Below are 22,931 nucleotides of genomic sequence, written 5' to 3'. Positions count from 1 at the left end.
CAGTCACTTAGGGGCAGTTGTTTAGAGTGATTTATCTAAAACTGTCTGTTTAACTCTGATGTTGACAACCTTTATATTTGAAACCCGCAATTGACAACGCTTATGAACGGATAGTCAGAAGCAGCAGTAAAAGCCTTCTCGCCGACAGTTGGGCGATCGCCATTTACAGCATTCAGCTTCGTCTAAGCGTGCAGCCAGCAAAGCTAGTTCTTAGCTAGGCTGCAAAAACCGCTCAGCTAAACTATATAAAAGTTAATACCTGTCTCTGCGTTTTGGTATCTAACTTGGGTAGTAGTTCTCTACTGTTCATGCCCCTAAGGGTATAAAACCTGCGGATGTTACCAACCGATTTGCTCATTCATCGTTATAGTGGCGAGGAAATTGTACCCAAACGGTTGACGATCGCGGCACCAAATCTGGCGATCGCCAATGACGTGATCACCCTTTTTCAGAATGCTAAAGCTGGCACCAGAGGCGCACTCAATCAGCAACTGCAAGCGTTAGAAGGTGAAAGTACTGACTACCGGATTAAGCGTGGTCTTGCTCATTTGCTAACCAGTGACACCTTTAGCCGTTTTGAAACGATTAGTCCGCTTGACCCTCCCATGTTGCGCCAGCGAGTCTTTGCGCTCTCAGCACAACGAGCAGGCGGCTCTACAGCCACACAAGTAACGCTGGAGCAGCTTGCTGCAAGCCTTACTCAAGAGCTGGGGCAGGATATTTTGCCCGCACATATTCAAACGGGACTGTATGCCGACCTAACCGAAAACCAAATTTTGACCAGCTTTGAAGCACCAACAGCAGAAGCATTACTGCATCGTTATAATCTGTCGCAAGTGCAAGGTATTTTCTATCGCGCCAGCCACGTCACTATTAACGCGCATCGTAATGATCCTGGCGAATACAAACTGCTGTTTCGCTATCTCAAGCTGTTTCGCCTAATGACCTACATTGAAGGTGACGCGGATCATGGCTTTACGCTGACGATCGATGGTCCTACTAGCCTTTTCAAACCAAATACACGCTATGGGCTAAAGCTAGCAATGATGCTGCCAGCCTTATTGCACGTGACCAAATGGAGCCTTAGCGCCACTCTGCAACAGCGAGAGACGTATTCTGGCGAACTGCGATCGGGACGCTTTACCCTCAACGCAGACTGCGACTTAGTAACGCACTACCCCCCCGGTAAAACCTATGACAGTATGCTGGAAGCTGGTTTTGTTGATCGGTGGTCAAAAGCAAAAACCGAGTGGCAGCTTGAACGAGAAGTCGATCTAATCCCCATTCCTGGCAGCGTGATGATTCCCGATTTTCGCCTCGTGCATCCGGATGGGCGCACGTTTCTGCTCGAAATCGTAGGCTATTGGCGACCCGACTATCTCAAGAAGAAGTTCTCTCAGGTACGCCAATCAGGGCGCGATGATCTGATTTTGGCAATCTCAGAACGGTTAAATCTGGAAAAAGCAGGCGTTAAAAGCAGTGACCTTTCCGCACGAGTTGTCTGGTTTAAAGATCAATTAATGCCTAAAGCCGTGCTGGAGTTGCTGGCTAAACTTTAAGGGCACAGCGGCAGGTTTTTGTGCTGAAGAATCTTTGTGTTGAAGAAACTGGGAGTATTTGCAACCTGCTGTAGCTTAATTCGTCAAGCATTCTAAGTTTTCAAAAAGTGGAGCCATTAGCTTCGAGCCGTGGGGACTGTGTGCATCACTATAAAGCGAAGTTGAACGACTGAGCATGGCTACTCCCTCGTTTTGTGGCACCCTGCTACGGCTTAAAGAAGTGTTCTTTTACGTTTTCGTTTCAGTTTCCGAAATGCTACTGCCAAAGCATGTAGGGAGAAGCTAGGCTAGCGAGTAACTTTTGAGAACGGTAGAAGGCAGCAGCTAGCAGTCAGTCATTACCTTCAAGCCTCTCCTTCTCTCCTCACCCTATTACCCCTCTCTCTCATGCCCCAACAACTTGCGATCTCTACCCGTGGGCTAACAAAACAGTTTGAGCGGCAGATTGCCGTCAACGATGTTGATTTACAAGTGCAGGCAGGTGAAGTCTATGGCTTGATCGGTCCCAATGGCGCGGGTAAGACGACGCTGATTCGGATGCTGGCAACGGCAGAAGAGCCAACCGTAGGCGAAATTTATATCAATGGTGAGCCACTGGTACGCGATCGCGACAACCCAAACCTGAAGCGACAGCTTGGCTATCTGCCGGACGACTTTCCGCTTTATGACGACTTGACCGTTTGGGATTATCTCGATTACTTTGCACGGCTCTATCGGCTAACCGAGCCCAAACGCAGCCGACGATTGAAAGAGGTGCTGGAACTGGTACAGCTCACGCACAAGCGCCAGAGTTTGATTGCGACCCTTTCACGGGGGATGAAGCAGCGACTGAGCCTTGCACGCACAATCATCCATGAGCCAGTACTGCTGTTACTAGATGAACCAGTATCAGGGCTAGACCCGATCGCCCGTGTTCAGTTTCGCGAAATTATCAAAGTGTTGCAAGAAGCGGGCATGACGATCCTGATTTCATCGCACGTCTTAAGCGATTTGGAAGAACTTTGCACGTCCGTTGGAATCATGGAGCTGGGCTTTTTGGTTGAAAGTGCCTCGCTTGAAAATTTGTACCAGCGCCTTAGTCGTCAGCAAATCGTAGTGGCGACAATGGGCAATCTGGGGGCACTGAAGGCAGAGTTAAACAACTGCCCACAAGTTGAAGGCATAGAAGTTTTGGCAGATGCCCAGAGCCTTTGTGTTCACTTTTCTGGTGATGTACAGGAATCGGCTGCGCTGCTGCGATCGCTCATCACCGCCGGCATTCCTCTCACTGATTTTCACCGCACGCAAGAAAGCCTGGAAAGTATCTTTCTCAAAATGGGGCATCAGCAAACGTCGTAACAGTGCTTTTAGCAGTCAGAAGTTAGTAGAACCTTCAATCTCAACTCGAAACGTTCTTCTTTGTCCTTTTATCTTTTACATCAATGCTGTCTCACTGGCTGACGCAACTGAGCGATCGCAACCCCCAACTTCTGCGAGAAATCAAAGGGCGTGTCACACGGCGTCAGGTGCTGGTGACGTTGGCGCTATCGCTAGTAACGCAGCTTCTGATTATGGGCTACAACTGGCGACGTCTTGGCTCAGCTTATGCTGAAACGAGCGAGAGTAACATGATGTGGCGCCTTTGGTGGTTCGACATTTGCAATACAACGACTTGGATTGCACTACTGCTCCTACTGTTCTTGGGCAGCTACTTGTTAGTGAATGACATTGCACAGGAAGAGCGGCGAGGCACACTAGACTTTGTGCGCTTAAGCCCAGAGTCTGCTCAAAGTGTTCTGCTGGGTAAGCTGCTGGGTGTGCCGATCTTATTGTACGGGGCGATCGCTTCTGCCCTTCCTTTGCACCTCTGGGCAGCAAACAATGCAGGATTATCGCTGTTACTGATCGCTAGCGTCTACCTACTGGCAGTCGCTTCTTGTAGCTTTGTCTTTAGTTTCACCTTGCTTCATAGTTTGGGTTGGGGTGCTCAGGCGCAATTCTGGTATGTCTTACCTGTTCCCTGCATCATCTACTTTTTGCTCTCGCTACTAAGCGTTTATGGAAGTTTCAAGTATCAGTATCATGCACACAGTCAATTTATGGCTGCAACGGGTTACTTCAACCTAGGAAGCGGCTTTTTCATTGCTGTCAGCGTTCTAGTGACAGCAATGGTGGTGCTGACGTTCAGCATGTGGTGGGAGAGTATAAAGCGCTTTCATCACCCACCGCTACGCCGCTGAATTTTACCGCTTTTGACATTTATTGCTTCATCTAACTGTCTTTACTTAAACCTCAAAGCTCAAAACTTTCTCTTACCCTCATTGCCTTTTAACCTGGAGCATTCATCGTATGACACTTAACTGGCTGCATAAATTCAGCGATTGGAATCCCCAGGTCTTCCGGGAACTCAAAGGACGCTTGAAGCGCCGTAATGTTCTTCTCACTGTTCTAGGATCACTGACAACTCAGATCTTCGTGCTGCTATGTTTTTGGAGCACGCTGCCTGTTGCACGACCAGCCGTGATAGGGGATGACCACCACAACGCGTACTGCACAGGCAAGGGGAGCTATCGCTGGTTTGAATGTCTTTACGATTCACTGGGTAATCCCATAGTGAATTGGCAACGCTGGTGGTTCGATGTGTTTCAGGCAATCTCCTGGGTCTTGCCCTTTGTGCTGCTGATTGCAGGGGTGTATTTGCTCATTGGTGACTTAGGGAAGGAAGAGCGCCGCGGCACGCTGAACTTCATTCGCTTAAGCCCACAAACTAGCCAGAAGATTCTGCTTGGCAAGCTATTGGGAGTGCCCGCTGTACCTTATTTGGCGGTGTTGTTGGCGTTGCCGCTGCATGGGCTGGCTGCGATCGCAGCCGGAATGCCAATTAGCGATGTTCTCAGCTTCTACCTTTTAACGACGGCTGTTTGCGCCTTTTGCTACACAGCCGCCTTGCTGTATGCGCTGATGGGTGGCGTGCAGGGTTGGACAGGAGCAGTGGTGATTTGGATGAGCTACACGCTCTTCTATCAACTGTGGCACTCTTGGGCATCGTGGGAATCTTCTTGGTCAAATCCGACTCTGCGCCTGCAATGGTTTTACTTCTTAATTAACGGCAGCCGTACCACTGCGCTTGCCTTTGCATTGCTGACGTTGGGAACTGGCACCTACGGGCTGTGGCAAGCGGTCAACCGTCGCTTCCGTCATCCTGAGCTGACGCTGTTAAGCAAAAGACAGAGTTACGGCATGACACTTTGCTTAGAAGTTTGGCTGATTGGGTTTGTCTTCCAGAATTTTACAAACTACGATCGCCCTTTTGAGTATTTAATCTGGTTGGGCTTTTGCAATCTGCTGTGGTTTATGGTGCTTTTTGCAGCACTTACCCCGCAGCGGCAGATGCTAATCGATTGGGCGCGGTATCGGCGGGAGCGAGTTACCAGCGCCAAGCAGTTTTGGAGTCGCTCGATTGTCAAAGACTTGCTGTGGAATGAGAAGAGCCCAGCGCTGGTGGCGATCGCACTCAACCTGCTGATTGCGGCTGTAGTGGTCGTACCCTGGATACTTAGTTGGCAACGTTATAGCAGTCCACGACAAGGGCTAGCGACCATTGTCCTGGGTAGTACGTTCACGCTTATTTGTGCTGCGATCGCTCAACTAATGATGTTTATGAAGTCGCCGAAACGGGCAGTCTGGGCAGCAAGCACGGTTACCGCTGTAGTGATTCTGCCGCCAGTCGCGCTTACTGTCTTGCAGTTTTCCTACACCGAAGTACCGCTAGCATGGCTGTTCTCCATCGGTGCCTTTACAGTGTTTCAGCAAGGTGTCTCAATAACGACTGCCTTCACTGCCTTCCTGGGTCATCTTGGCATCTTGAGTTTGCTGTCTTTGCGCCTCACTCGTCAGCTAAAGCGGGCAGGCGAGTCAGAGATGAAGGCATTACTAGCAGCAAGTAGGGGCTAGCTCCAAAGTAAGTAGCTGGGCGTAATGATTGATAAGCTGCATTTCGACCCCGCGTTCGACTGAGCGCTCACGCCGAAGTCTCAATGCTCTTAGCCCTATATGTCAGCGAGTTGAGCGCAGTCGAAACCCGGTCCCTCAGTAGTGCTTAATTTAGCCCTCCTACTTATCTAAACTCAAAACGTTCTTGTCCTTCAATCCTTGACATCAATGCTGTCTCACTGGCTGACGCAACTGAGCGATCGCAATCCCCAATTCCTGCGGGAAATCAAAGGACGTGTAAAGCGGCGTAATATGCTGGTGACGCTGGCTCTATCGCTAGTAACTCAGCTTCTGATCGTGGGCTACAACTGGCGACGTCTTGGCTCAGCTTATGCTGAAACGAGCGAGAGTAACATGATGTGGCGCAGTTGGTGGTTTGACATTTTCAATACGACGACCTGGATTGCACTACTGCTCCTATTGTTCTTGGGCAGCTACCTATTGGTGGGGGATATTGCCAAGGAGGAACGGCGAGGTACTCTAGCCTTTGTGCGCTTGAGTCCAGAGTCTGCTCAAAGTGTTCTGCTGGGTAAGCTGCTGGGTGTGCCAATCTTGTTGTACGCAGCGATCGCGCTTGCCATCCCTCTTCATTTTTGGGCAGCTATTAATGCAGGGCTGTCGCTGTGGACGATCGCTAATGTATACGCACTTGTAGCCACTTCTTGTAGCTTTGTCTATGCTTTTGCAACTTTTCATGCCTTAGGTTGGGGAGCCAAAGCGCAAATCTCTTACATCTTACCCATTCCCTGCTTCATTTACTTTTTGCTCTGGCTGTTTAGCTTCTACGGAAGGTACTTCAATCTACACGAAAATGTTCCTCAAGATAGCGTCTTCATCGCGTCCTTCGAGCCATGTTTTTTCTTCAACTTTTTGTTGGTTACGTTTGCCTTACTGTCGTTTGGTTTGTGGTCGGGCTGCATTCACCGCTTTCACCTGCCACCGCTGCGTCGTTAAACATAAAACTTTTTAATCCAAGCTGTCACACCTACGTCAGTAACAGTCTCCTTAAAACATCCCCTAGCACATGGACAGTTCTAATGATATGAAGCCCGTTTCATAAACAGTTTTCTCTACCGATAGCTCAAGACCGTGCTATTTCTCTGAAACCAACTGTCGTACCTTCTAGACCCTCGCCTTTTAACCTGGAGCATTCATTTGTATGGCACTTAACTGGCTACATAAATTCAGCGATTGGAATCCCCAGGTCTTCCGAGAACTCAAAGGACGCTTGAAGCGCCATCATGTTCTTCTCACGGTTCTGGGATCACTTATAACTCAGCTCTTCGTGCTGCTGTTTTTTTGGAGCGTACTGCCTGTTGCACGGTCGTCAAATCTCAACACTTATACAGATGACTTGTATGTTGATCACAACGCGTACTGTACAGGCGAAGGGAGCTACCGTTCGCTCAAGTGTCTTTACGATTCACTGGGTAATCCCCTAGTGAATTGGCAACGCTGGTGGTTCGATGTGTTTCAGGCAATCTCCTGGGTCTTGCCGTTTGTGCTGTTGATTGCAGGGGTGTATTTGCTCATTGGTGACTTAGGGAAGGAAGAGCGCCGCGGCACGCTGAACTTCATTCGCTTAAGCCCACAAACTAGCCAGAAGATCCTGCTTGGCAAGCTTTTGGGCGTACCTGCTGTACCTTATTTGGCGGTGTTGTTGGCGTTGCCGCTGCATGGGCTGGCTGCGATCGCAGCCGGAATGCCAATTAGCGATGTTCTCAGCTTCTACCTTTTAACGACGGCTGTTTGCGCCTTTTGCTACACTGCCGCCTTGCTGTATGCGCTGATGGGTGGCGTGCAGGGTTGGACAGGAGCAGTGGTGGTTTGGATGAGCTACACGCTCTTCTACCAACTGTGGCACTCCTGGTCAGACTCCAGTCTGCGCCTACAATGGTTTTACTTTTTAATTAACGGCAGCCGTACTACTGCGCTTACCTTTGCATTGCTGACGTTGGGAACTGGCACCTACGGGCTGTGGCAGGCAGTCAACCGTCGCTTCCGTAATCCTGATTTGACGCTGTTAAGCAAAAGACAGAGTTACGGTATGACGCTTTGCTTTGAGGTCTGGCTGATCGGGTTTGTCTTCCGGGATCTTCAAACCTACGAGCACCCCTTTTACGATTTGATCGGGCTGGGCTTTTTCAATCTGCTGTGGTATATGGTGCTTTTTGCAGCACTTACCCCGCAGCGGCAGATGTTAATCGATTGGGCGCGGTACCGACGGGAGCGGGTTACCAGCGCCAAGCAGTTTTGGAGCCGCTCGATTGTCAAAGACTTGCTGTGGAGTGAGAAGAGTCCAGCATTGGTGGCGATCACGCTTAACCTGCTGATCACAGCCATTGTTGTCACTCCTTGGGTGCTTAGTTGGAGCCGTCCTAACAGTTCCCCACGGGAAGGGTTAGTAACAATTATTCTGGGTAGTACGTTCACACTTATTTGTGCCGCGATCGCTCAACTAATGATGTTTATGAAGTCGCCGAAACGGGCAGTCTGGGCAGCAGGTACGGTTGCTGCTGTGGGAATTCTGCCACCAGTAATGTTTGCCATCTTGGGAGTTTCCTACAGTAAAGTGCCGCTAACGTGGCTATTCCCATTTGGTGCCTTTGCAACGTTTCAGCAGGGTGTCTCAATGACGACTGCCTTCACTGCCTTCCTGGGTCATCTTGGCATCTTGAGTTTGCTGTCTTTGCGCCTCACTCGTCAGCTAAAACGGGCAGGCGAGTCGGAGATGAAAGCATTGCTAGCAGCAAGTAGAGGCTAGCTCCAAAGTAGAAAGCTCTAAGGTATAAAGGCTGAAGGATAGAATCCATCTTCTACCCTTCAGCCTTTATACTTTCAATTTCAGCTTTTTCTCGTGGTTAGCTTCAGCGCTTTCTTCACCAGATCAGGAATTTGCCAGGGAAGATCAGCGACCGGAATTTTGGCACGCCGAAAGGCATTGATTTTGCTATCGGCTGTACCTGTTTCAGGACCTAGTTCAGAAACCTGGGCGTTAATAATGGCTCCAGCGTGCCCCATACGTCTACCTTTGGGCGCAGTACGTCCAGCAACATAAGCAATTACAGGTTTGTCGATCGCCTCAGCAATATAGTGTGCAGCAGCTTCTTCGCTGTCGCCACCAATTTCGCCTACCAGCACAATCACTTCTGTATTTTCATCTTCGTCCAAAATCTGGAGCCACTGTGGAAAAGATGAGCCGACGATCGCATCGCCGCCAATACAAACGCCGATCGACTGCCCTAAGCCTGCTTGCGTTAGCTCTAGCGCAATTTCATACGTTAGTGTACCGCTACGACTAATCAAACCAACAGGTCCAGGTGTATAAAACTCGCCCGGATGAAGCCCCATTAACAGTTGACCCGGAATAATGATGCCAGGACTGTTGGGACCAACAATCAATGTTTCTGTGGCTTCGGCTTTGCACAGCAAGCTAACCATATCCAGCGGCGGAATGCCTTCTGTAATCAGCACAATTTGACGAATGCCAGCCGCGATCGCTTCTAGTGCTGCGTCTAGTGCTGCATACGGCGGCACAAAAATGACGGTCGAATCAACCGGACCGACGATCGCCAGCGCTTGCTCGACCATGTCGAACACACGAATGTCTTGCTGCACTGTGCCGCCATAACCTGGGCTAACCCCTGCAACTACATTGGTGCCGTACGCCCGCATAAGTGGCGCATACGTCGCACCCAATGGTTCGACAACACCCTGTATCAAGACTTTGCTGTCTGGTAAGAAATTCATAACCGATGATCACTGAAACGATCGCAGCACAAGAAAACTAATACTAGCCAGAATGCAAGAGAAAAGCGAATGTTGCTGCTACTCAAGTAACAGTACAGCAATTTTGCTGAGGGGAAATCACTTGGGAAGGAAGGGGCAGGGGTAAGGAGGGAGAGGTTTAAGGATACAAGTTTTGAGTAGCGCTACGTCCTTTAGATTCGCTTCGCGTTTCTGATCTGCCAAAAGCGTTAAGTGCCATTAGAGCGTTTAAGTTAATTCTGCCTTTTGTCTTTTATGAATTGCGTACTGCCGCTTTCGACAGCGTTACAGCTTGAGTAACAGCCTCGTTAAGGCTTTCAACTAACGGAATTTGCACTGCTTCTAGACGTGCTTGTGCACGATCGCGATCGCGCCCCACCAGTCGTACAACCAGTTGAGGAAAGCGCACGGTGTGAGCAATCAGCGCTTCGGGACTGATCTCGCTTATGCTGCGGGGCTTCCGTACTCGGCTCAGCAACGATTGAGCAATAACGGCCGCAATCTCATCACAGGGAATCAAACCACTGACCAGATTAATCAATAATACCCGCACCTGTTTCGTCTGAAGCATCTGCTCTAGACCATGTTCTAACTGTTCACGCAGGGTCGTAGGCGACGCATCCCATTGGGTTTCACCACCAATGTTAAGAAAGATAGCTGGTTTGCCACCGGCTTGAGCTACTGCATCCATCGTTGCCATTGTTAGCCCTGCCCCATTACACAAAAGCCCAATCTGACCATCTGGTTCGATCGTGACTGGCGATCGACTCAGATGACCAGGCTGGTTACCGTCTGACTTAGCAATAAGAGCCGCTAAGGCTGGATGTCGCGCCAGTGCATCATCATTCACAGTAATTTTGCCGTCTAGTGCCATCACATCACCAGTGGCAGTCACACCAAGCGGATTAATCTCTACTAGATCTAAGTCATGCTGCACAAAAAGCCGATACATCTTTTCGAGCATGGCGCTCACTGATTCAATGAGTGCACCCTGCAAGCCCATCTTGAGCGCTAAGCGGCGGGCATAAAAGGGCGAAAAATCTTGATCGACAACAACATGCTGCATTTGCTCCAGCGCTGTCTGCACATCAATGCCGCCTTGCTGAGAACCTAATAAGACCGGACGACAAATCGATCGATTCAAGACAACCGCTAGATAAAACTCGCGCTCCGAATCATACTTTGCTTCGGCTAGCAGCACCTTTGGGTACTCGCCCATAATCGGCAGGTTGAAAATAGTTTGCGCGGCAGCGACAGCATCGATCGTGTTTTCTACAAAACGCACGCCGCCGACTCGCCCACGCCCACCAATATAAACCTGCGACTTCAGCACTACGGGATAAGGAATCGTCAGACCTTTGAGATCTTTAGGGCGATCGATACGCTGAGAGGGCAGTACTGGGATACCCATCTCGCGAAACAATTCCTTTGCTTGATACTCCAACAAGTCCATGCTGACACCTTTCTTTTGAACAAAGCCCTGACTCAAAGATAAACCGTTGTCTCGATTTCTCTCTATTGTGCTGACAATTCAGTGCTTGTGAGGGCGATTGGTCAGCATCTGCCAAGGCAATGAGCCACTCTCGTTAGCCAAACGCGATCTCTGCCCCTCAGGCACAACAAAACAGATAGATGGACAAAGTGACTAACTTTTCACTATCAGGCTGCATGACTCACAATCCAGATTTACCTCCTCCGAAATAGGCGGTGTTTCTCCATTAGCAGGATGAGCTTCATTCGGCTTAATTCTAATGTGGACGGAGTAGGTAAAAGAGGTTACGTCATGAATAACGATTCCAAGGTGAACGACAACGATACGGGCATTAACCAGCCTATGACTCCTGAAGAAGTTGATCCCGCTCAAAAACGGGCACAGCAAGAAATACTAGATAAAAGCGAAGCGCCACTAACAGTGAATCCGGGCGATCGCATTGATGAATCTAAAACATTAGAGGAGAAAGCGCAGCAGGTCGCGGTTGATGCACCTGATATTACGGGTGATCATATCGTTGTCCCAACATACTTTGTGGTTGACGAGCCTGATGGCACTCAAAAAGCGCTGCATCACGTCAAGGATGCTGAGGAAATCTCTGACGTAGTGCGTCAAGCTGGGTATGGCGGTTAAGCACCCATGTCCAGTGGTTCGTACAGTTTAATTAAAGCTTAGGCAAGGTGAAAGGGTATATCCCTTTTGCTTTGTCTGAGTTTGTGTGAGAGGGGATCAGCAACGGTTATAAACGATTGCGCTAGCAATTACCCTTAAAAAGCCCAAAGGGGTCAGCGATCGCCGATAATTCCCTTGTGAAGCTGTTTGGATACAGATCGCCCGCAGATAGTGTTTATGATTGGGACATAGCATTGTTACCGATTATTCGTCCAATCGCCTCTGTTCGCTATTGTTTCTCTTTGATTGTTTTCTAAACAATGTAGACCACGGTAGCGGCAGTCCGTCTTATGGTAAATACAACCTGCAACTATGCAAACTAGCCACGCACAGTCGGTAGTTCAGCCCTCTCTTCCGATCCCCTCGCCCCTTTCTAGACAAGACGCTTGGTCTCGCACAGTGCGCCCCTTAGGAGCCTATGCCATTCAGGGCGTCGCTGTAATGGACAGTGCCCTCCTCGTGTTAGATTCCATCCGGGGCTATCTGCTCAAAGTTGACCCGGCGACAGACAACGCGACGATGGTCAACTCGTGCCAGGTCGATAACTTTGTTGGGGCAACTGGGCTTGCCGTCTGGCAAACGAGTATTTGGTTTGCTCGCGAAGAGAATGTCTACGTTTGCAGCCTAGACAATCTTGAACCGCAACTTTTTATCACCATGCCCTATGCGGTGGATGGTGTTGCGGTGTGGGAGTCTACGGTTTATATTTCGAGCCAGAAAGAGGGCTACATCTCAATTTTTGAGCGCCAGTCGCGTCGGTTGATTACTCGTTTTCCTATGCCAGGGGTAGGGGCTGAAAACCTGACCGTGCGGGGTGAAGAGCTTTGGGTCTGCGATCGCTTAGAGCAAACAGTTTATTGCCTCGATCGGGCGACTGGAGAGCAGCAGTTTTGCGTACTAACACCCTTTGAGTTTCCTACAGGGCTAACATTCTATCCGCATTCTGAGAGTGGTCATGACGTTCTCTATGTGTCTTATGCGGGTGAGGAACCATACATTCGAGATAACCCGAATAATCTAGAAGAGCCTTTAGAACTGACCTTTCGCGATCGCACCTTCATCCATCCGCTTTACATCCAGCACCATCCTCACGATCGTTACACGCTCTCTAACGGCTACCTGGTTGAGATGTCCTATGCGGAAGAACTACTGCCCCTGGAAGAGGTTGAAATCCACAAGCTAGAATGGCGCATCGCGCTACCCACTGAAACCCATCGGCAAAAAATTCTGCGGATCGAGCCGATCGGTCTGCCATTTACTGAAGAGATGCAAGATGGGCAGCGTGTAGCAGTTTTTCAGTTCGAGAGGCTGAAATCTTATGAGCGACAGATTTTTGGCTGGAAGGCTTTGCTAGAGGTGCGCGGCATTAAGTATGCTTTGACACCAGATGATGTGGATGACGTCCCAGCGCTACCATCCGACTTTCACGCCCGCTACCTAGTAGATGACGATGAACTGGCGATGGATACTCCTGTAATTCAGCAAGCGGCGAAAGAGGCGATCGGTACCGAAACAAACCTACTGCGAAAAATCTTAAAAATTCGCAACTATGTGTACGATCGCCTTTCTTACAGCCTCACACCCCACATTGATGCACCGGACGTTGTGTGGGAACGGGGCGTTGGCTCCTGCGGCGAATATGTTGGAGTGCTGCTAGCACTGGCACGGCTTAATGGCATTGCCTGTCGTACCGTGGGACGCTATAAATGTCCTGCAAAAGCAGATCAGCACCATGTACCGCTAGAGCCGGACTACAACCACGTCTGGATTGAGTTTTATGTACCGGGCTATGGCTGGCTACCAATGGAGTCGAACCCGGATGATGTTGTTGAACGCGGTCCCTATCCAACCCGGTTCTTTATGGGTTTGCCCTGGTATCACGCCGAAATTGGTAAGGGGATTCCGTTTGAAACCATGTCTACTCAAGATGATGGCGTTGATGTGTCGATCGGGGAACTAGCGATTAATCACGTTCGCTTTACCATTCTTGGCGAACTGCCCCCATCTGACTAACACCTGCCTTTAACGGCTCAAACCCGTTTGTGGGAGAGTAGCAACACTTGATACATTGTGAACCCAGCCATGACCGTCAAAAGCGTTAATGAAAGCATTGCTCAGACCTTAAACTCTTGCTGTAACGTGCCCATAGGGAAAGTGTAAACTTTCATGACGCAGTGTTTTTCAGCCGTTTAGCTGAGTTTTCTAGTCTTAAGTGTCTGTGCTGGTTTCCTGCTTTTCACTGCGATGAGTCGGCAACGTTTCGATCAGCAGATCCATTTGTTGCTGACGTTGACCCAAAAATTCCTCGCACTGGCGCAAATGTTTTACAGCAACGGCGAATTGGTCGAAAACATCTGCCAGATCTAACTCTCCAGATTCGATCTGCGCCATGATTGCTTCGATCTGCCTTACCGTTTCTTCGTAATTCCAGTTTGCCAATGATGAGTCTGTAGCTGACAGGCGATCGCCATCCATTTGACGAGGCATATAGGTTTCAGAAAGGTCTCTAGGAGTGGTCACAATAAGTTAGAGCAGAGTCTACAACATTAGTATATTCCAGAGGTTTTTATACCAATGCAAAAACTGTTGGCTACAGATTTCTGCGCTCGAGCTTAAGACCAGCAAAAAGCCCCCGGATGTAGTATCCGGGGGCTAAGTCACTCAATGCTACGCAGTGAGGAAGCTACTAGCAGTCACGCTGCTGGCTTGAACTCCAGACAGAAACGCTAATTTTCCGTCGCCTGCACTAATTAGGGTGCGGCTGCCATCTTGTACGATCGTCAGGTCGTTGAACGTCAAGCCCGCGCTTAAGTTAAAGCGAGTTGACCCAGCAGAGTAGCCGTTAATGGTATCAATGCCGTTGCCGCGTGTGAGGACGATCGTATCCTGCCCACCATTCAGGTTAATAGTGTCGCTACCGAGTCCGCCATCAATGAAGTTGATACTAGAGCCAACCGTAACGGTGTCATTGCCATCACGACCAAAGATAGTGTTGTTGCCATCATAGGCATAGATTTTGTCATTGCCAGAGCCACCATCAAAGTAGTCATTGCCAGAGCTACCAAATAGCTCATCGTTACCATCTTCACCAAAGATGATGTCGTTGCCGCCATTACCGTAAAGCTTGTCATTGCCATGACGACCCAAAATGGTGTCAACGCCAGTTGTGCCTTGAATGGTGTTGTTACGAGCATCGCCAAAGATTTCGTTGATGTCGTTGATGGCAATGGTCAAGACGCTATCTAAACTCAAGCCACCCTGGTCAGTGGTTTGCACTCGAATGCTGTAGCTAGAAGTCGTTTCAAAATCGGGCGAAAGGTTGATTTGCAGTTGATTGCTGTTGATTGTGAAGGCACTATTACCGCTATCGCCTGCACCAGCAACCAAACTATAGGTGAAGGTATTACCTGGATCAGGATCGGCTGTGGTGAAATTGCCAATCAGCGTATTGGCTGGAACATTCTCATCAATGCTGGTGGTGCTCAAAGCAAGAGTAGTCGGGGCACTGTTAAACCGGAACCGGGCAACAGAGGGATCGTGGTCGCTAATCTGGTCAGCAAACTCTGAGTTGAAGTGAACGACATCATACCCATTGAGTTGATTTAACAAATTGCCGCTCACTAGAATGTGGTCAAGCGTCTGAGCGTTACCTTCAAAGTTGTAGGTATAGCGCTCATTGGCAGGCAGAGTTTCGATCAAATTGGCCAGACTGGCGCTTTCTACCAGGTTGACTGGGGCGGAAAACTCGAAGTCATTCAAGTCACCTGCTACGACGACGTTAGCGTTGGGGTTTACAGCCAGCACGCTTTGCACAAAGTTTTTGACGATCGCCGCCTGCTGAAGCCGCTGGGCTTCGCTAGTGAGAGTCGGTGGCTGAAAGCGCCCAAACAATGGCTGATCGCCGCCTTTGGAGTTGAAGTGGTTGGCAACCACAAAAACCGTTTGTCCGTTGAAGACGAACTCACCGACCAATGGTTTGCGGCTGGCGTTGAACGCAGGGTTGGTTGGGTCGATGAGACCAGGACTGGCAGAGAGTAGAGGATTTCCGCTGTCGTTGGTTACGGTTGTCCCTGTTGTAGAAGCACCGCCCGGGCGATCGACAAAGGAGACGCGATTGGGATTGAACAGGAAGCCCACGCGAATATTGCCGCCTGGTTCGCCTCCATTCGTGTCATCCACCGGATTGATCTGACGGAATTCGTACCGGGGACCACCTGCCGCCACGATCGCGTCAATCAAGGTTTGATACGTCTGACTGGCATCCACAATGGCATCGTTTGTAGGACCGTTGTTATCCTGAATTTCTTCCAGATTGATAATATCTGGCGCTTTCAGGTTCGTGACGATCGCGCTGGCAAGGGCATTAAACTTCGCGGCACCATCGCCTGGATCGAGGTTTTCCACGTTGAAGGCGGCGACCGTCAAATCGGTGGCGCTGCCAACCAGATTCGTCACTTCTTTTTGCAAGGGCGATGCTTGTACAACCGTTGGTGCCGTAGTAACCAGGACTTCATAGTTGCTGAAGTCATAATTCACGACTCCAGCAATCGTGCTGAGTTGAGCACCCACATTCACCTCAGGCAACACCAGCGCATTGTCCAGATCGTCAATCTGAATGCGTTCAGGGTTGAAGTCGTTAGCTGTAATCAGGCTACCGCCACGAGCCGTACGACTGGTCGCGTTGGCACCGTTATCTGCCAGCACCCAAATTTCCTGCGAGGTGCCAAACGTTGCCGTGGGTGAGGTCGCAAGCGGGTTATTGACCTGCACCAGCATTCCTTCCAGGCTTTCGTAGAAGTCGATGCCATCGGTAGCGGAGTCAAACACGCCGCTGGTTTCCATATTGCCCGTTCCATCATCGTTGATCACGCTGGTAGGGATGGTACGTCCACCGTTACCCACGATCGTGGCAGTTGGCAAAGCATTGTCGCTCGACACAACGGTGATGACAGGGCTAGAAATTTGCGTGGTTGATAAGTTGGCACTGGATGCACCCCCGGCGCGAAACTCGCTGACGATGCCGCTAACCTGAATGGCATCGCCAACCTTTACGGTCGGTGCAGACGAGGTGAAGACAAAGATGCCTTCAGAGGTGGCATCGCTGCTGTCAGGGTTGGGGTCTTGCAGGTAGAAGCCATTCGATCGCACCACCGTCACGATGCCAGCAACGCCTGTCACGGTTTGACCATTGAGCGGCGATGTATGGCTGGTTCCCTGAATATCGCTAATGCGCACGGGGGGCGTAATTTCAAACAGCGCTACGGTTTTACTGGCTTCGTTTACGGTTGCCAGCAAGGGCTTCCCAGTGGGGCTGTCTGCTGCTGAGATGAACGTCAGTCCTTCTGGTGCTACATCTTCAGGCGTGTTGATGTATTGCACAAAGACGGGCTTGCTGGGATTGGTGACTTCGTAAATGACGACATCGCCAATGCGCTCTAGCCCAATAAAGGCATAGGTGCGGTTGTTGATCACGCCGATCGCCACACCTTCTGGTTCGGGGCCTTTGTTGTCACTGCGAGTATCAAATGTGGCGGCGGTGCCATCAGAGTTAAAGAGCGTGGGTGCCAGGGTTGCAGTAATCTGCTCTAGCTGGTCGCCGCTGTCAAACACGAGCGTACCGTTGGCATCTCGAATCGAGAACGATCGCGCCCCAATGACTTCAAGTCGATCGAGGTCGCCATCGCCATCTTTGTCGCTGGTGGCACGGGAAACGGTGAGCCGTCCCAGGTTCGCAGCGTTTTGCAAGGTCGCCGCATCCGTAAACACAGTGGGATTGAGCACCGCAGCACCGACTCGCACTTCTTCCGCAAAGCCTGTGTAGTCGCGGGCATCGCCTTCATTCGCGGTGATGTAGTAAGTCTGACCATTCGCTGTAAAGCTGGCGATCGCGTCTGGCTGATACAGACCCACCACAGGCTGTGTGCGAATGTTAATACCGCCGTCGCGATCGCTTGTATCCAGCCCATTAACCGGTTGGCTATGGTCTTTCACTCCCATTGGGATGATTTGGGTGATGGTGGCGCTGGCAATGTCGAGGATGGCGATCGCGTTGTTTTCTTGGAGCGTCACCTGTGCAGTCAGACCATCGGGCGCAGCGGCAATATATTCTGGCTCCACATCCTGAGCTACTGTTGCCCCTGGACCGATAATCCTCACCCCTGCTGCCTTCAGCGCGTCAATCTGGCTGTTGAAGCTGGTAAACGAGGCATTTCTCACCGTGGCACTGGCAACGCCACCTGCTAAATCAATGACGCTCACCGACCCTTCAGGGTCAACGGAGGTCGCTTGACCGTAGCTATTTGGTTCGCCTTCGTTGGCAACTAGAACCTTCGCGCCGTCGGGTGTAAAGGTCAGCATATCGGGCAAGAAGCCAACCGCCACCGAATTCAAGAAGGTACCATCAGCCGCATTGTAGAAGCTGACCCGTCCCGTTTGCTGGGCGTTGGTGGTTGCGTCTACCACCGCATAGGCGACGGCAACAATACCGTTTTTGACCGCCACACTGTTGGGAATTACATTGGTGCCAGCGGAAGGCGTAAAGCCTGGTGTTAAGGCACCCGTCAAAGTGAGTGCCCCAGTGTTGCTGACGCTGAAAATTTCGACGGTGCTGCCGGCAACGGTAAAGAGCCGATCGCTCCCTGGATCAAACGCTGGAATTTCGGCACCATTCGCGCTGGTAAAGCCACCCACCTTCTGTAAAATGCCGGATTGGGTCGGGCTGGCATCATTGTCTGCGATCGCAATGCTTTGGGAGGTGGTACTGCCCAACGTCATGCCTGCGGAGGGATTGCTGAGGGTCAAGACGGCAGTTTCAGGACCTTCGGCGATCGCATCATCCACTACGGTAAAGGTGACAGTGCCCGTCGTTGCACCATTCGGAATTGTGATCGTGCCTGCACTAAGCGCATAATCACCAGCAGTAATTCCCGTGCCGGACACGCCCAAGCTTACCGTCTGATCGCCCGTTACAGCGCTGGAAGCCGTTGCTGTCACCGTGATCACTGTCTGCCCTGCTTCCGCGCCCGTACTGGAACTGACTGCCAAGCTAACAGTGGGATTACCGCCACCGCCAGCACCCAACGTAAAAGCAGTGGTACTAAAGGGTACATCTGGAGCTGTCCCATCGATCCCTTGATCGCCTGTAGCATCCTGAGTTTGCCAATTTGCGGCGTTGTTAATGGAAGCCAAATAACCGCTAAAGCTGGTTTGTCCACTGCGCAAACCGTTATACGCGCCAACATCGGCATCATCAACAACAGTGCTGAGATCAAGAGCCGTTGTGCCAGCCGTCAGCCCGGTTTCAGTCAGAAGTCCATTCGTTGCACTGAAACCACCATTTGCCACAGCAGTTAGAAACGTGGTTGGTGTACCTGGCGTACCCTGATACGCATAAAGCACCTCATCGCCAGCCGCAAGCCCTCGATTGCTGCCTCGTCCAGTAACGGGAGTGACGACTGTGCCTGTGCTGGCTGTGATCGTGCCCGTACCAATGTTATCGATGCTGACGACCGTGCCCGCCGTGATAGGAGCCGTTGAAATCCAGCTAAAGGCTGACTCGTTTGTATCAACGAAGCTAGTGCCATTCCACTCGTTGTCTTCAAAGTAAATGGTTTCACCAGCCGGAATGTCTGCCAGCGACACAAAGGCTAGATTATCGTTGCCATCAGCGTTGAAACCAATGATCGCAATACTGCCAGTACTAAGCGGCATCAGAAGATCTCCTAGTCATGTGTTGGGGAGGTGCGGGTAATCAGAGAATGTGCAGAAGTACAGAGGCACAGGCATCAGGAGTTAAAAGAACGGTTCATGCTGTCAGCAGCGATCGTGATACCACTCAGATTGAGAGTGGCAGGTGCCATAAAACAGGTAAACCGTGGAATAAACGGGAATATGTAAGCGCAAAAAATGACCCTCAAATCGAGTTTGAGGGGATGCCAGAAGGCTAAAAGCGCTTAAACCTGTTTATCAGAAAAACGTGATGTTAAGTTCCTCGTACCACGAAGCCTTAAAGCAAAGCTCATGGTTAGAAATCTGAGCATATTTACAAGATTTGAGTAAGGCGTAGTGCTCTTTCTAATTGCTCGCATACGTACATTCTTCGTTAAGAATGTAGCATCAGTACTAATGCGAAGCTATGTGGTATAGAAGACATTCAATATCAAGATTGTGTAAAGTAATACAAATCTTTGCAGTAGGGCTCGGTTTCAGCCGTTTACCATTGGCACTACTTCTGCTGCCATCTGTATTAGTGATCGACTGTCATACGTTTCAAAGGTTGCAGGGTTCTGCTGCCGTTCTAATACCAATTTCCTTTTTACACGTTACAAAGCAAGATCCTCTGCCTATGGCTTTCCCCTTCATTAAGAGATTGAGATGGACTAAGAAGGGAAAGCTGTAGCCAGCACTTTTTGAATTGATCTAAATCGCAGACGTTTATGAGGATATACAGCTAGCACAAACTAGCAGATCAGTGCCCAACTCTCACCTGCCCCCACTGTAAAAGCGAATAGTATTTCGTAAACGCCTTGTCACTACACAGTGGCACTACCGTAAGTTGATGTTACTCTCGCTGCTGAAGTTCGTTGAGATAGAGTAGGTCATCCTGGCTCAAGTAACTGGCAGCTTGCATAGCGTAGGCAAGCTGTTGCTCCCGCTGTCGTTGCTGTTGGGCAAGCTGGCGATCAGTCCAGATCAACCCAATTAAAACAGCAGCAGAGAGCATAAGCCCCGGTTCTTCCATAAGAGTAAAGACGAGGCCATTTACCAGAATATTAAGGACAATGAACCTGGACAAACTATCTGGACAAAGCCGCTGCCATACTATACGCCAAAGGTTGAGAAAGGCGAGCAAACCCACAAATCCCAAATCGCCCCAGATTGCCGCCCATCCCCAAAAAGGCGAAAACATACTTGAGTTTAGATAGGAACTCAGCCATTTATCCCAAATAACTTGAGTAACCGAATTGGTGGTTGCGCCTAATGGTCCTAGAAGGTTCCAATAGTCTCTAATCATCCATCCCCCCAGCCGTCCGATCGTGTGCCCTGGTCCCAGCCCAAACAGCCAATTTAGAGGAGATTCAAAGTACGTTGGAATAACTTGAAGTGGGGACAACTTAAGAACAGTAGCATCGCCATCAGATGTATAGATTTCTGGTCTAATCCAACCTCTATAGTATTGGAAAAAATCTACATTCCAAATACACCACCAAAAAATAGAAATTACTATGCCTGCTAATACTAAATATTGCACAGTGAGACCAATGTTTTTGAAGCGGCTCAAGATTGTAAGAACCCAAGCTGCAAATGCTACTAACATGACCTGTTTAGCATCAGCAAACTGAATTTGCAAAAATCCAGCAGTCACAATAAAAAATCTAAGCCACAGTGGTGCAGTTTTAGCGCTGATGAAGTAATAAAGACAGAAACATAATGTAACTGTTGCAGCGACGACATGACCACCACTAGCTAGATAAAACACGCCTTGAACATTATCTTCTATAGTCAATCTAGTATGCTTAAGAATACGTAGATCTAACATAATTTTTTGCGCTAGAGCAAGAAAGAGATGTGAAAAGCCAAAGCCTAATATCCATCTCCTGAATTGCTTTAAACCGTCTGGTGAGAACGGAACACATAGGATCATTAACAACAGAACGAAATGTTCGGTTAGGAGCAGGAAATCTAAGATTATATTGATAATGGCTGCTCCATTTAACATTGCACTCGCCGTAATCGCTGCTAGGAAGATCACTAGTCCGCCCGATAGAGACATTGCTACCGAAACTTGTTGTTTGTCTTTAACCCTAGTTTGGGTAAGCACAATGCCGCAGGTAAGAGGAACAACTGCAAAATGGACAAAATTGATGGGAGCAGGCAACCCCATTGCGTTTAAGATGCGGGGGAAAAATGCTGTTGCATAGGCAATGAGAATAAGCGTCGCTCCTTTGACAACACCTTTATTCTGTTGATAAGCTCCTGTCACCATGTAGATTTGTTACTCCCTATGTACTTAATTTTTTGTTAACTAGTTAACACTAAGCGTCAGGAATCTTGAGTGTTATTTTAGTGGTATTCTCATGTTTTTTGCATACAATAGAATTAATCGTATGTATTTCCGTATTACAACCAGAACTGAAGAATGAGGAATTTAGTTTTGAAATAGAAGTTTTTTTTAGAGACATGTATTTTGCGACCTCGTTATAAAGTATTTCTCACAAATAGAAATTAATTTGGAGGCGAACTGAAGCCACAATTTGAATACCCAGCGATTACTATGAACTGTGAGCAAACTGCGTCTGCTTGTAAATCTCAATCAGCCTTTTATAGTTTCTTTCGGCTGTATACTTTGCTTCAAATTCGGTTCGTGTCTGTTGCCGCATTTGAGCAAGTGTAGTTGGATGACTTAAAAGCCAGTTCACCTGAGCAGCTAGATTATCAGGATCACTAGGATGAAATAGCAACCCAGTTCGACCCGCATCCACCAGTTCTGCGATCGCGCCAATATTAGCGGCAACCACTGGGGTTCCTTTGGCAAATGCTTCAACCGCTACACGACCAAAAGTTTCATACCATTTTGATGGAAAGACTAGAAACATCGCTTCTCCCATGAGGGCATGAACTTCTGACATTGGTTTACGCCCCAACCACTCCACAGAAGACATCCGTTGTGTGGCTTCAATAACTTGCTCTGCTAAAGGACCATCTCCAATAATTTTGAGTGGAATGGGCTGATCAAGGCGTTCCCATGCAGCAAGTAGCGTATCTAAACCCTTCTCTACAGATAGCCTGCCAACGTAGAGCGCATACCCGCCTGTTCCAGTGCCAATGCCAGGGTCAGGATGGACAAAGTTTGGCTTGACCACAATTTTCTCGGCGGGGAAACCACCCTCGATAAATTTCTGACGCGCAAACTCAGTGAGGGCAATAAAACGGTCTACCGCATTCGTCCAGGTGCTCATAGTACGATGTACAGTTAACATCGCTACCACAGCCGCACTGGCAGTTCGGCTTTCGCGGTAGCAGCCATGGAGCACGCCAGGGTAAGGGATAGATTTTCCTAAGCAGTCTTCACACACTTGTCCATCTCGAAAGAACAAGGCATTGGGGCAGAGAAGACGGTAGTTTCTCAACGTTTGGATGACAGGCACTCCAGCAGCTTGCGCCGCGTGGTGAACTGAGGGAGAAATCAACGGAAAGAAGTTTTGTACATGAACGACATCGTAAGTAGCGTTGCTTAAACGCTGTTTAACAATCTCATGGGCTTCTGTAGACCAGATGGTTCTTAGTGCCATTTGAGTATTACTCAAGGTGGCAATGCGATCATTATCTTCCTCATAAACATCAACGTCATGACCCATTTCGCGGAGCAGTCGTTCCTCCGACTCACGCGATTCATCCTCGCCGCCACGAATTTGATAGCTGTTGTGGATGCTTAAAACCTTCATGAGCGTAGGAACCTACTAGATTGT

The 22,931-nt window shown here is 49.4% G+C and carries 15 protein-coding genes; 9 read left to right on the top strand and 6 right to left on the bottom strand.

Translation table 11 applies throughout. The annotated features are described in order from the left end of the window. Nucleotides 1-335: 335 nt before the first annotated feature. The 6 genes from H6F86_RS01905 to H6F86_RS01880 all read left to right on the top strand — a co-directional run bounded on the left by H6F86_RS01905 (nucleotide 336) and on the right by H6F86_RS01880 (nucleotide 8,295). Nucleotides 336-1,559, top strand: coding sequence for a DUF790 family protein (locus H6F86_RS01905; RefSeq protein WP_190446410.1), 1,224 nt, complete (start codon nucleotides 336-338; stop codon nucleotides 1,557-1,559). Nucleotides 1,560-1,946: 387 nt separating this feature from the next. Continuing rightward, complete coding sequence (locus H6F86_RS01900) at nucleotides 1,947-2,897, top strand: ABC transporter ATP-binding protein (RefSeq protein ID WP_190446409.1); 951 nt, start codon at nucleotides 1,947-1,949, stop codon at nucleotides 2,895-2,897. A gap of 83 nt (nucleotides 2,898-2,980) precedes the next feature. Next, nucleotides 2,981-3,778: a hypothetical protein gene (locus H6F86_RS01895; RefSeq protein ID WP_190446408.1), complete on the top strand. Its 798-nt coding sequence runs from the start codon at nucleotides 2,981-2,983 to the stop codon at nucleotides 3,776-3,778. A 109-nt stretch (nucleotides 3,779-3,887) separates the two neighbouring features. After that, nucleotides 3,888-5,492 (top strand): hypothetical protein, encoded by a 1,605-nt coding sequence (locus H6F86_RS01890; protein ID WP_190446407.1) that lies wholly within the window; start codon nucleotides 3,888-3,890, stop codon nucleotides 5,490-5,492. 207 nt (nucleotides 5,493-5,699) lie between these two features. Further along, on the top strand, nucleotides 5,700-6,485 hold the full coding sequence (locus tag H6F86_RS01885) for a hypothetical protein (protein ID WP_190446406.1): 786 nt from the start codon (nucleotides 5,700-5,702) through the stop codon (nucleotides 6,483-6,485). Nucleotides 6,486-6,690: 205 nt separating this feature from the next. Next, nucleotides 6,691-8,295: a hypothetical protein gene (locus H6F86_RS01880; RefSeq protein ID WP_190446405.1), complete on the top strand. Its 1,605-nt coding sequence runs from the start codon at nucleotides 6,691-6,693 to the stop codon at nucleotides 8,293-8,295. Between the two features lie 80 nt (nucleotides 8,296-8,375). On the opposite strand, the gene H6F86_RS01875 is transcribed toward H6F86_RS01880, so the two are convergent. Further along, a complete protein-coding gene (locus H6F86_RS01875) occupies nucleotides 8,376-9,281 on the bottom strand; it encodes a CoA-binding protein (RefSeq protein WP_190446404.1) in 906 nt (301 codons plus the stop codon). Nucleotides 9,282-9,552: 271 nt separating this feature from the next. Beyond that, the gene (locus H6F86_RS01870; RefSeq protein ID WP_190446403.1) at nucleotides 9,553-10,752 is read right to left on the bottom strand and encodes a succinate--CoA ligase subunit beta; all 1,200 of its coding nucleotides are present in this window, start codon (nucleotides 10,750-10,752) and stop codon (nucleotides 9,553-9,555) included. A gap of 330 nt (nucleotides 10,753-11,082) precedes the next feature. Between H6F86_RS01870 and H6F86_RS01865 the strand changes: the two genes are divergently transcribed. Together H6F86_RS01865 and H6F86_RS01860 are read left to right on the top strand one after the other, a co-directional pair. Continuing rightward, on the top strand, nucleotides 11,083-11,424 hold the full coding sequence (locus H6F86_RS01865) for a hypothetical protein (RefSeq protein WP_190446402.1): 342 nt from the start codon (nucleotides 11,083-11,085) through the stop codon (nucleotides 11,422-11,424). Between the two features lie 351 nt (nucleotides 11,425-11,775). Next, entirely contained in the window at nucleotides 11,776-13,476 is a 1,701-nt protein-coding gene (locus H6F86_RS01860; protein ID WP_190446401.1) for a transglutaminase domain-containing protein, read from the top strand. A 195-nt stretch (nucleotides 13,477-13,671) separates the two neighbouring features. On the opposite strand, the gene xseB is transcribed toward H6F86_RS01860, so the two are convergent. Continuing rightward, nucleotides 13,672-13,983 (bottom strand): exodeoxyribonuclease VII small subunit, encoded by a 312-nt coding sequence (xseB, locus tag H6F86_RS01855; RefSeq protein WP_347240064.1) that lies wholly within the window; start codon nucleotides 13,981-13,983, stop codon nucleotides 13,672-13,674. Nucleotides 13,984-14,130: 147 nt separating this feature from the next. Next, nucleotides 14,131-19,173 (bottom strand): choice-of-anchor I family protein, encoded by a 5,043-nt coding sequence (locus H6F86_RS01850; RefSeq protein ID WP_199304936.1) that lies wholly within the window; start codon nucleotides 19,171-19,173, stop codon nucleotides 14,131-14,133. 47 nt (nucleotides 19,174-19,220) lie between these two features. On the opposite strand from H6F86_RS01850, the gene H6F86_RS01845 reads away from it, so the two are divergent. Further along, nucleotides 19,221-19,409: a hypothetical protein gene (locus H6F86_RS01845; RefSeq protein WP_190446400.1), complete on the top strand. Its 189-nt coding sequence runs from the start codon at nucleotides 19,221-19,223 to the stop codon at nucleotides 19,407-19,409. Between the two features lie 614 nt (nucleotides 19,410-20,023). On the opposite strand, the gene H6F86_RS01840 is transcribed toward H6F86_RS01845, so the two are convergent. Together H6F86_RS01840 and H6F86_RS01835 are read right to left on the bottom strand one after the other, a co-directional pair. After that, complete coding sequence (locus H6F86_RS01840; protein WP_190446399.1) at nucleotides 20,024-21,448, bottom strand: hypothetical protein; 1,425 nt, start codon at nucleotides 21,446-21,448, stop codon at nucleotides 20,024-20,026. 286 nt (nucleotides 21,449-21,734) lie between these two features. Further along, a complete protein-coding gene (locus H6F86_RS01835) occupies nucleotides 21,735-22,907 on the bottom strand; it encodes a glycosyltransferase family 4 protein (RefSeq protein ID WP_190446398.1) in 1,173 nt (390 codons plus the stop codon). Between the last annotated feature and the right edge of the window lie 24 nt (nucleotides 22,908-22,931).

It is taken from the genome of Phormidium sp. FACHB-592, assembly GCF_014695795.1.
In the GTDB taxonomy this organism is placed as follows: Bacteria; Cyanobacteriota; Cyanobacteriia; order Leptolyngbyales; family Leptolyngbyaceae; genus Stenomitos.
This window is presented reverse-complemented; position numbering and strand designations above follow the sequence as displayed.

What these genes read in the sequence shown, in the direction of transcription:
- H6F86_RS01905 (WP_190446410.1), top strand. Translation starts at nt 336, where the DNA reads ATGTTACCAACCGATTTGCTCATTCATCGTTATAGTGGCGAGGAAATT.
- H6F86_RS01900 (WP_190446409.1), top strand. Translation starts at nt 1,947, where the DNA reads ATGCCCCAACAACTTGCGATCTCTACCCGTGGGCTAACAAAACAGTTT.
- H6F86_RS01895 (WP_190446408.1), top strand. Translation starts at nt 2,981, where the DNA reads ATGCTGTCTCACTGGCTGACGCAACTGAGCGATCGCAACCCCCAACTT.
- H6F86_RS01890 (WP_190446407.1), top strand. Translation starts at nt 3,888, where the DNA reads ATGACACTTAACTGGCTGCATAAATTCAGCGATTGGAATCCCCAGGTC.
- H6F86_RS01885 (WP_190446406.1), top strand. Translation starts at nt 5,700, where the DNA reads ATGCTGTCTCACTGGCTGACGCAACTGAGCGATCGCAATCCCCAATTC.
- H6F86_RS01880 (WP_190446405.1), top strand. Translation starts at nt 6,691, where the DNA reads ATGGCACTTAACTGGCTACATAAATTCAGCGATTGGAATCCCCAGGTC.
- H6F86_RS01875 (WP_190446404.1), bottom strand. Translation starts at nt 9,281, where the DNA reads ATGAATTTCTTACCAGACAGCAAAGTCTTGATACAGGGTGTTGTCGAA.
- H6F86_RS01870 (WP_190446403.1), bottom strand. Translation starts at nt 10,752, where the DNA reads ATGGACTTGTTGGAGTATCAAGCAAAGGAATTGTTTCGCGAGATGGGT.
- H6F86_RS01865 (WP_190446402.1), top strand. Translation starts at nt 11,083, where the DNA reads ATGAATAACGATTCCAAGGTGAACGACAACGATACGGGCATTAACCAG.
- H6F86_RS01860 (WP_190446401.1), top strand. Translation starts at nt 11,776, where the DNA reads ATGCAAACTAGCCACGCACAGTCGGTAGTTCAGCCCTCTCTTCCGATC.
- H6F86_RS01850 (WP_199304936.1), bottom strand. Translation starts at nt 19,173, where the DNA reads ATGCCGCTTAGTACTGGCAGTATTGCGATCATTGGTTTCAACGCTGAT.
- H6F86_RS01845 (WP_190446400.1), top strand. Translation starts at nt 19,221, where the DNA reads ATGTGCAGAAGTACAGAGGCACAGGCATCAGGAGTTAAAAGAACGGTT.
- H6F86_RS01840 (WP_190446399.1), bottom strand. Translation starts at nt 21,448, where the DNA reads ATGGTGACAGGAGCTTATCAACAGAATAAAGGTGTTGTCAAAGGAGCG.
- H6F86_RS01835 (WP_190446398.1), bottom strand. Translation starts at nt 22,907, where the DNA reads ATGAAGGTTTTAAGCATCCACAACAGCTATCAAATTCGTGGCGGCGAG.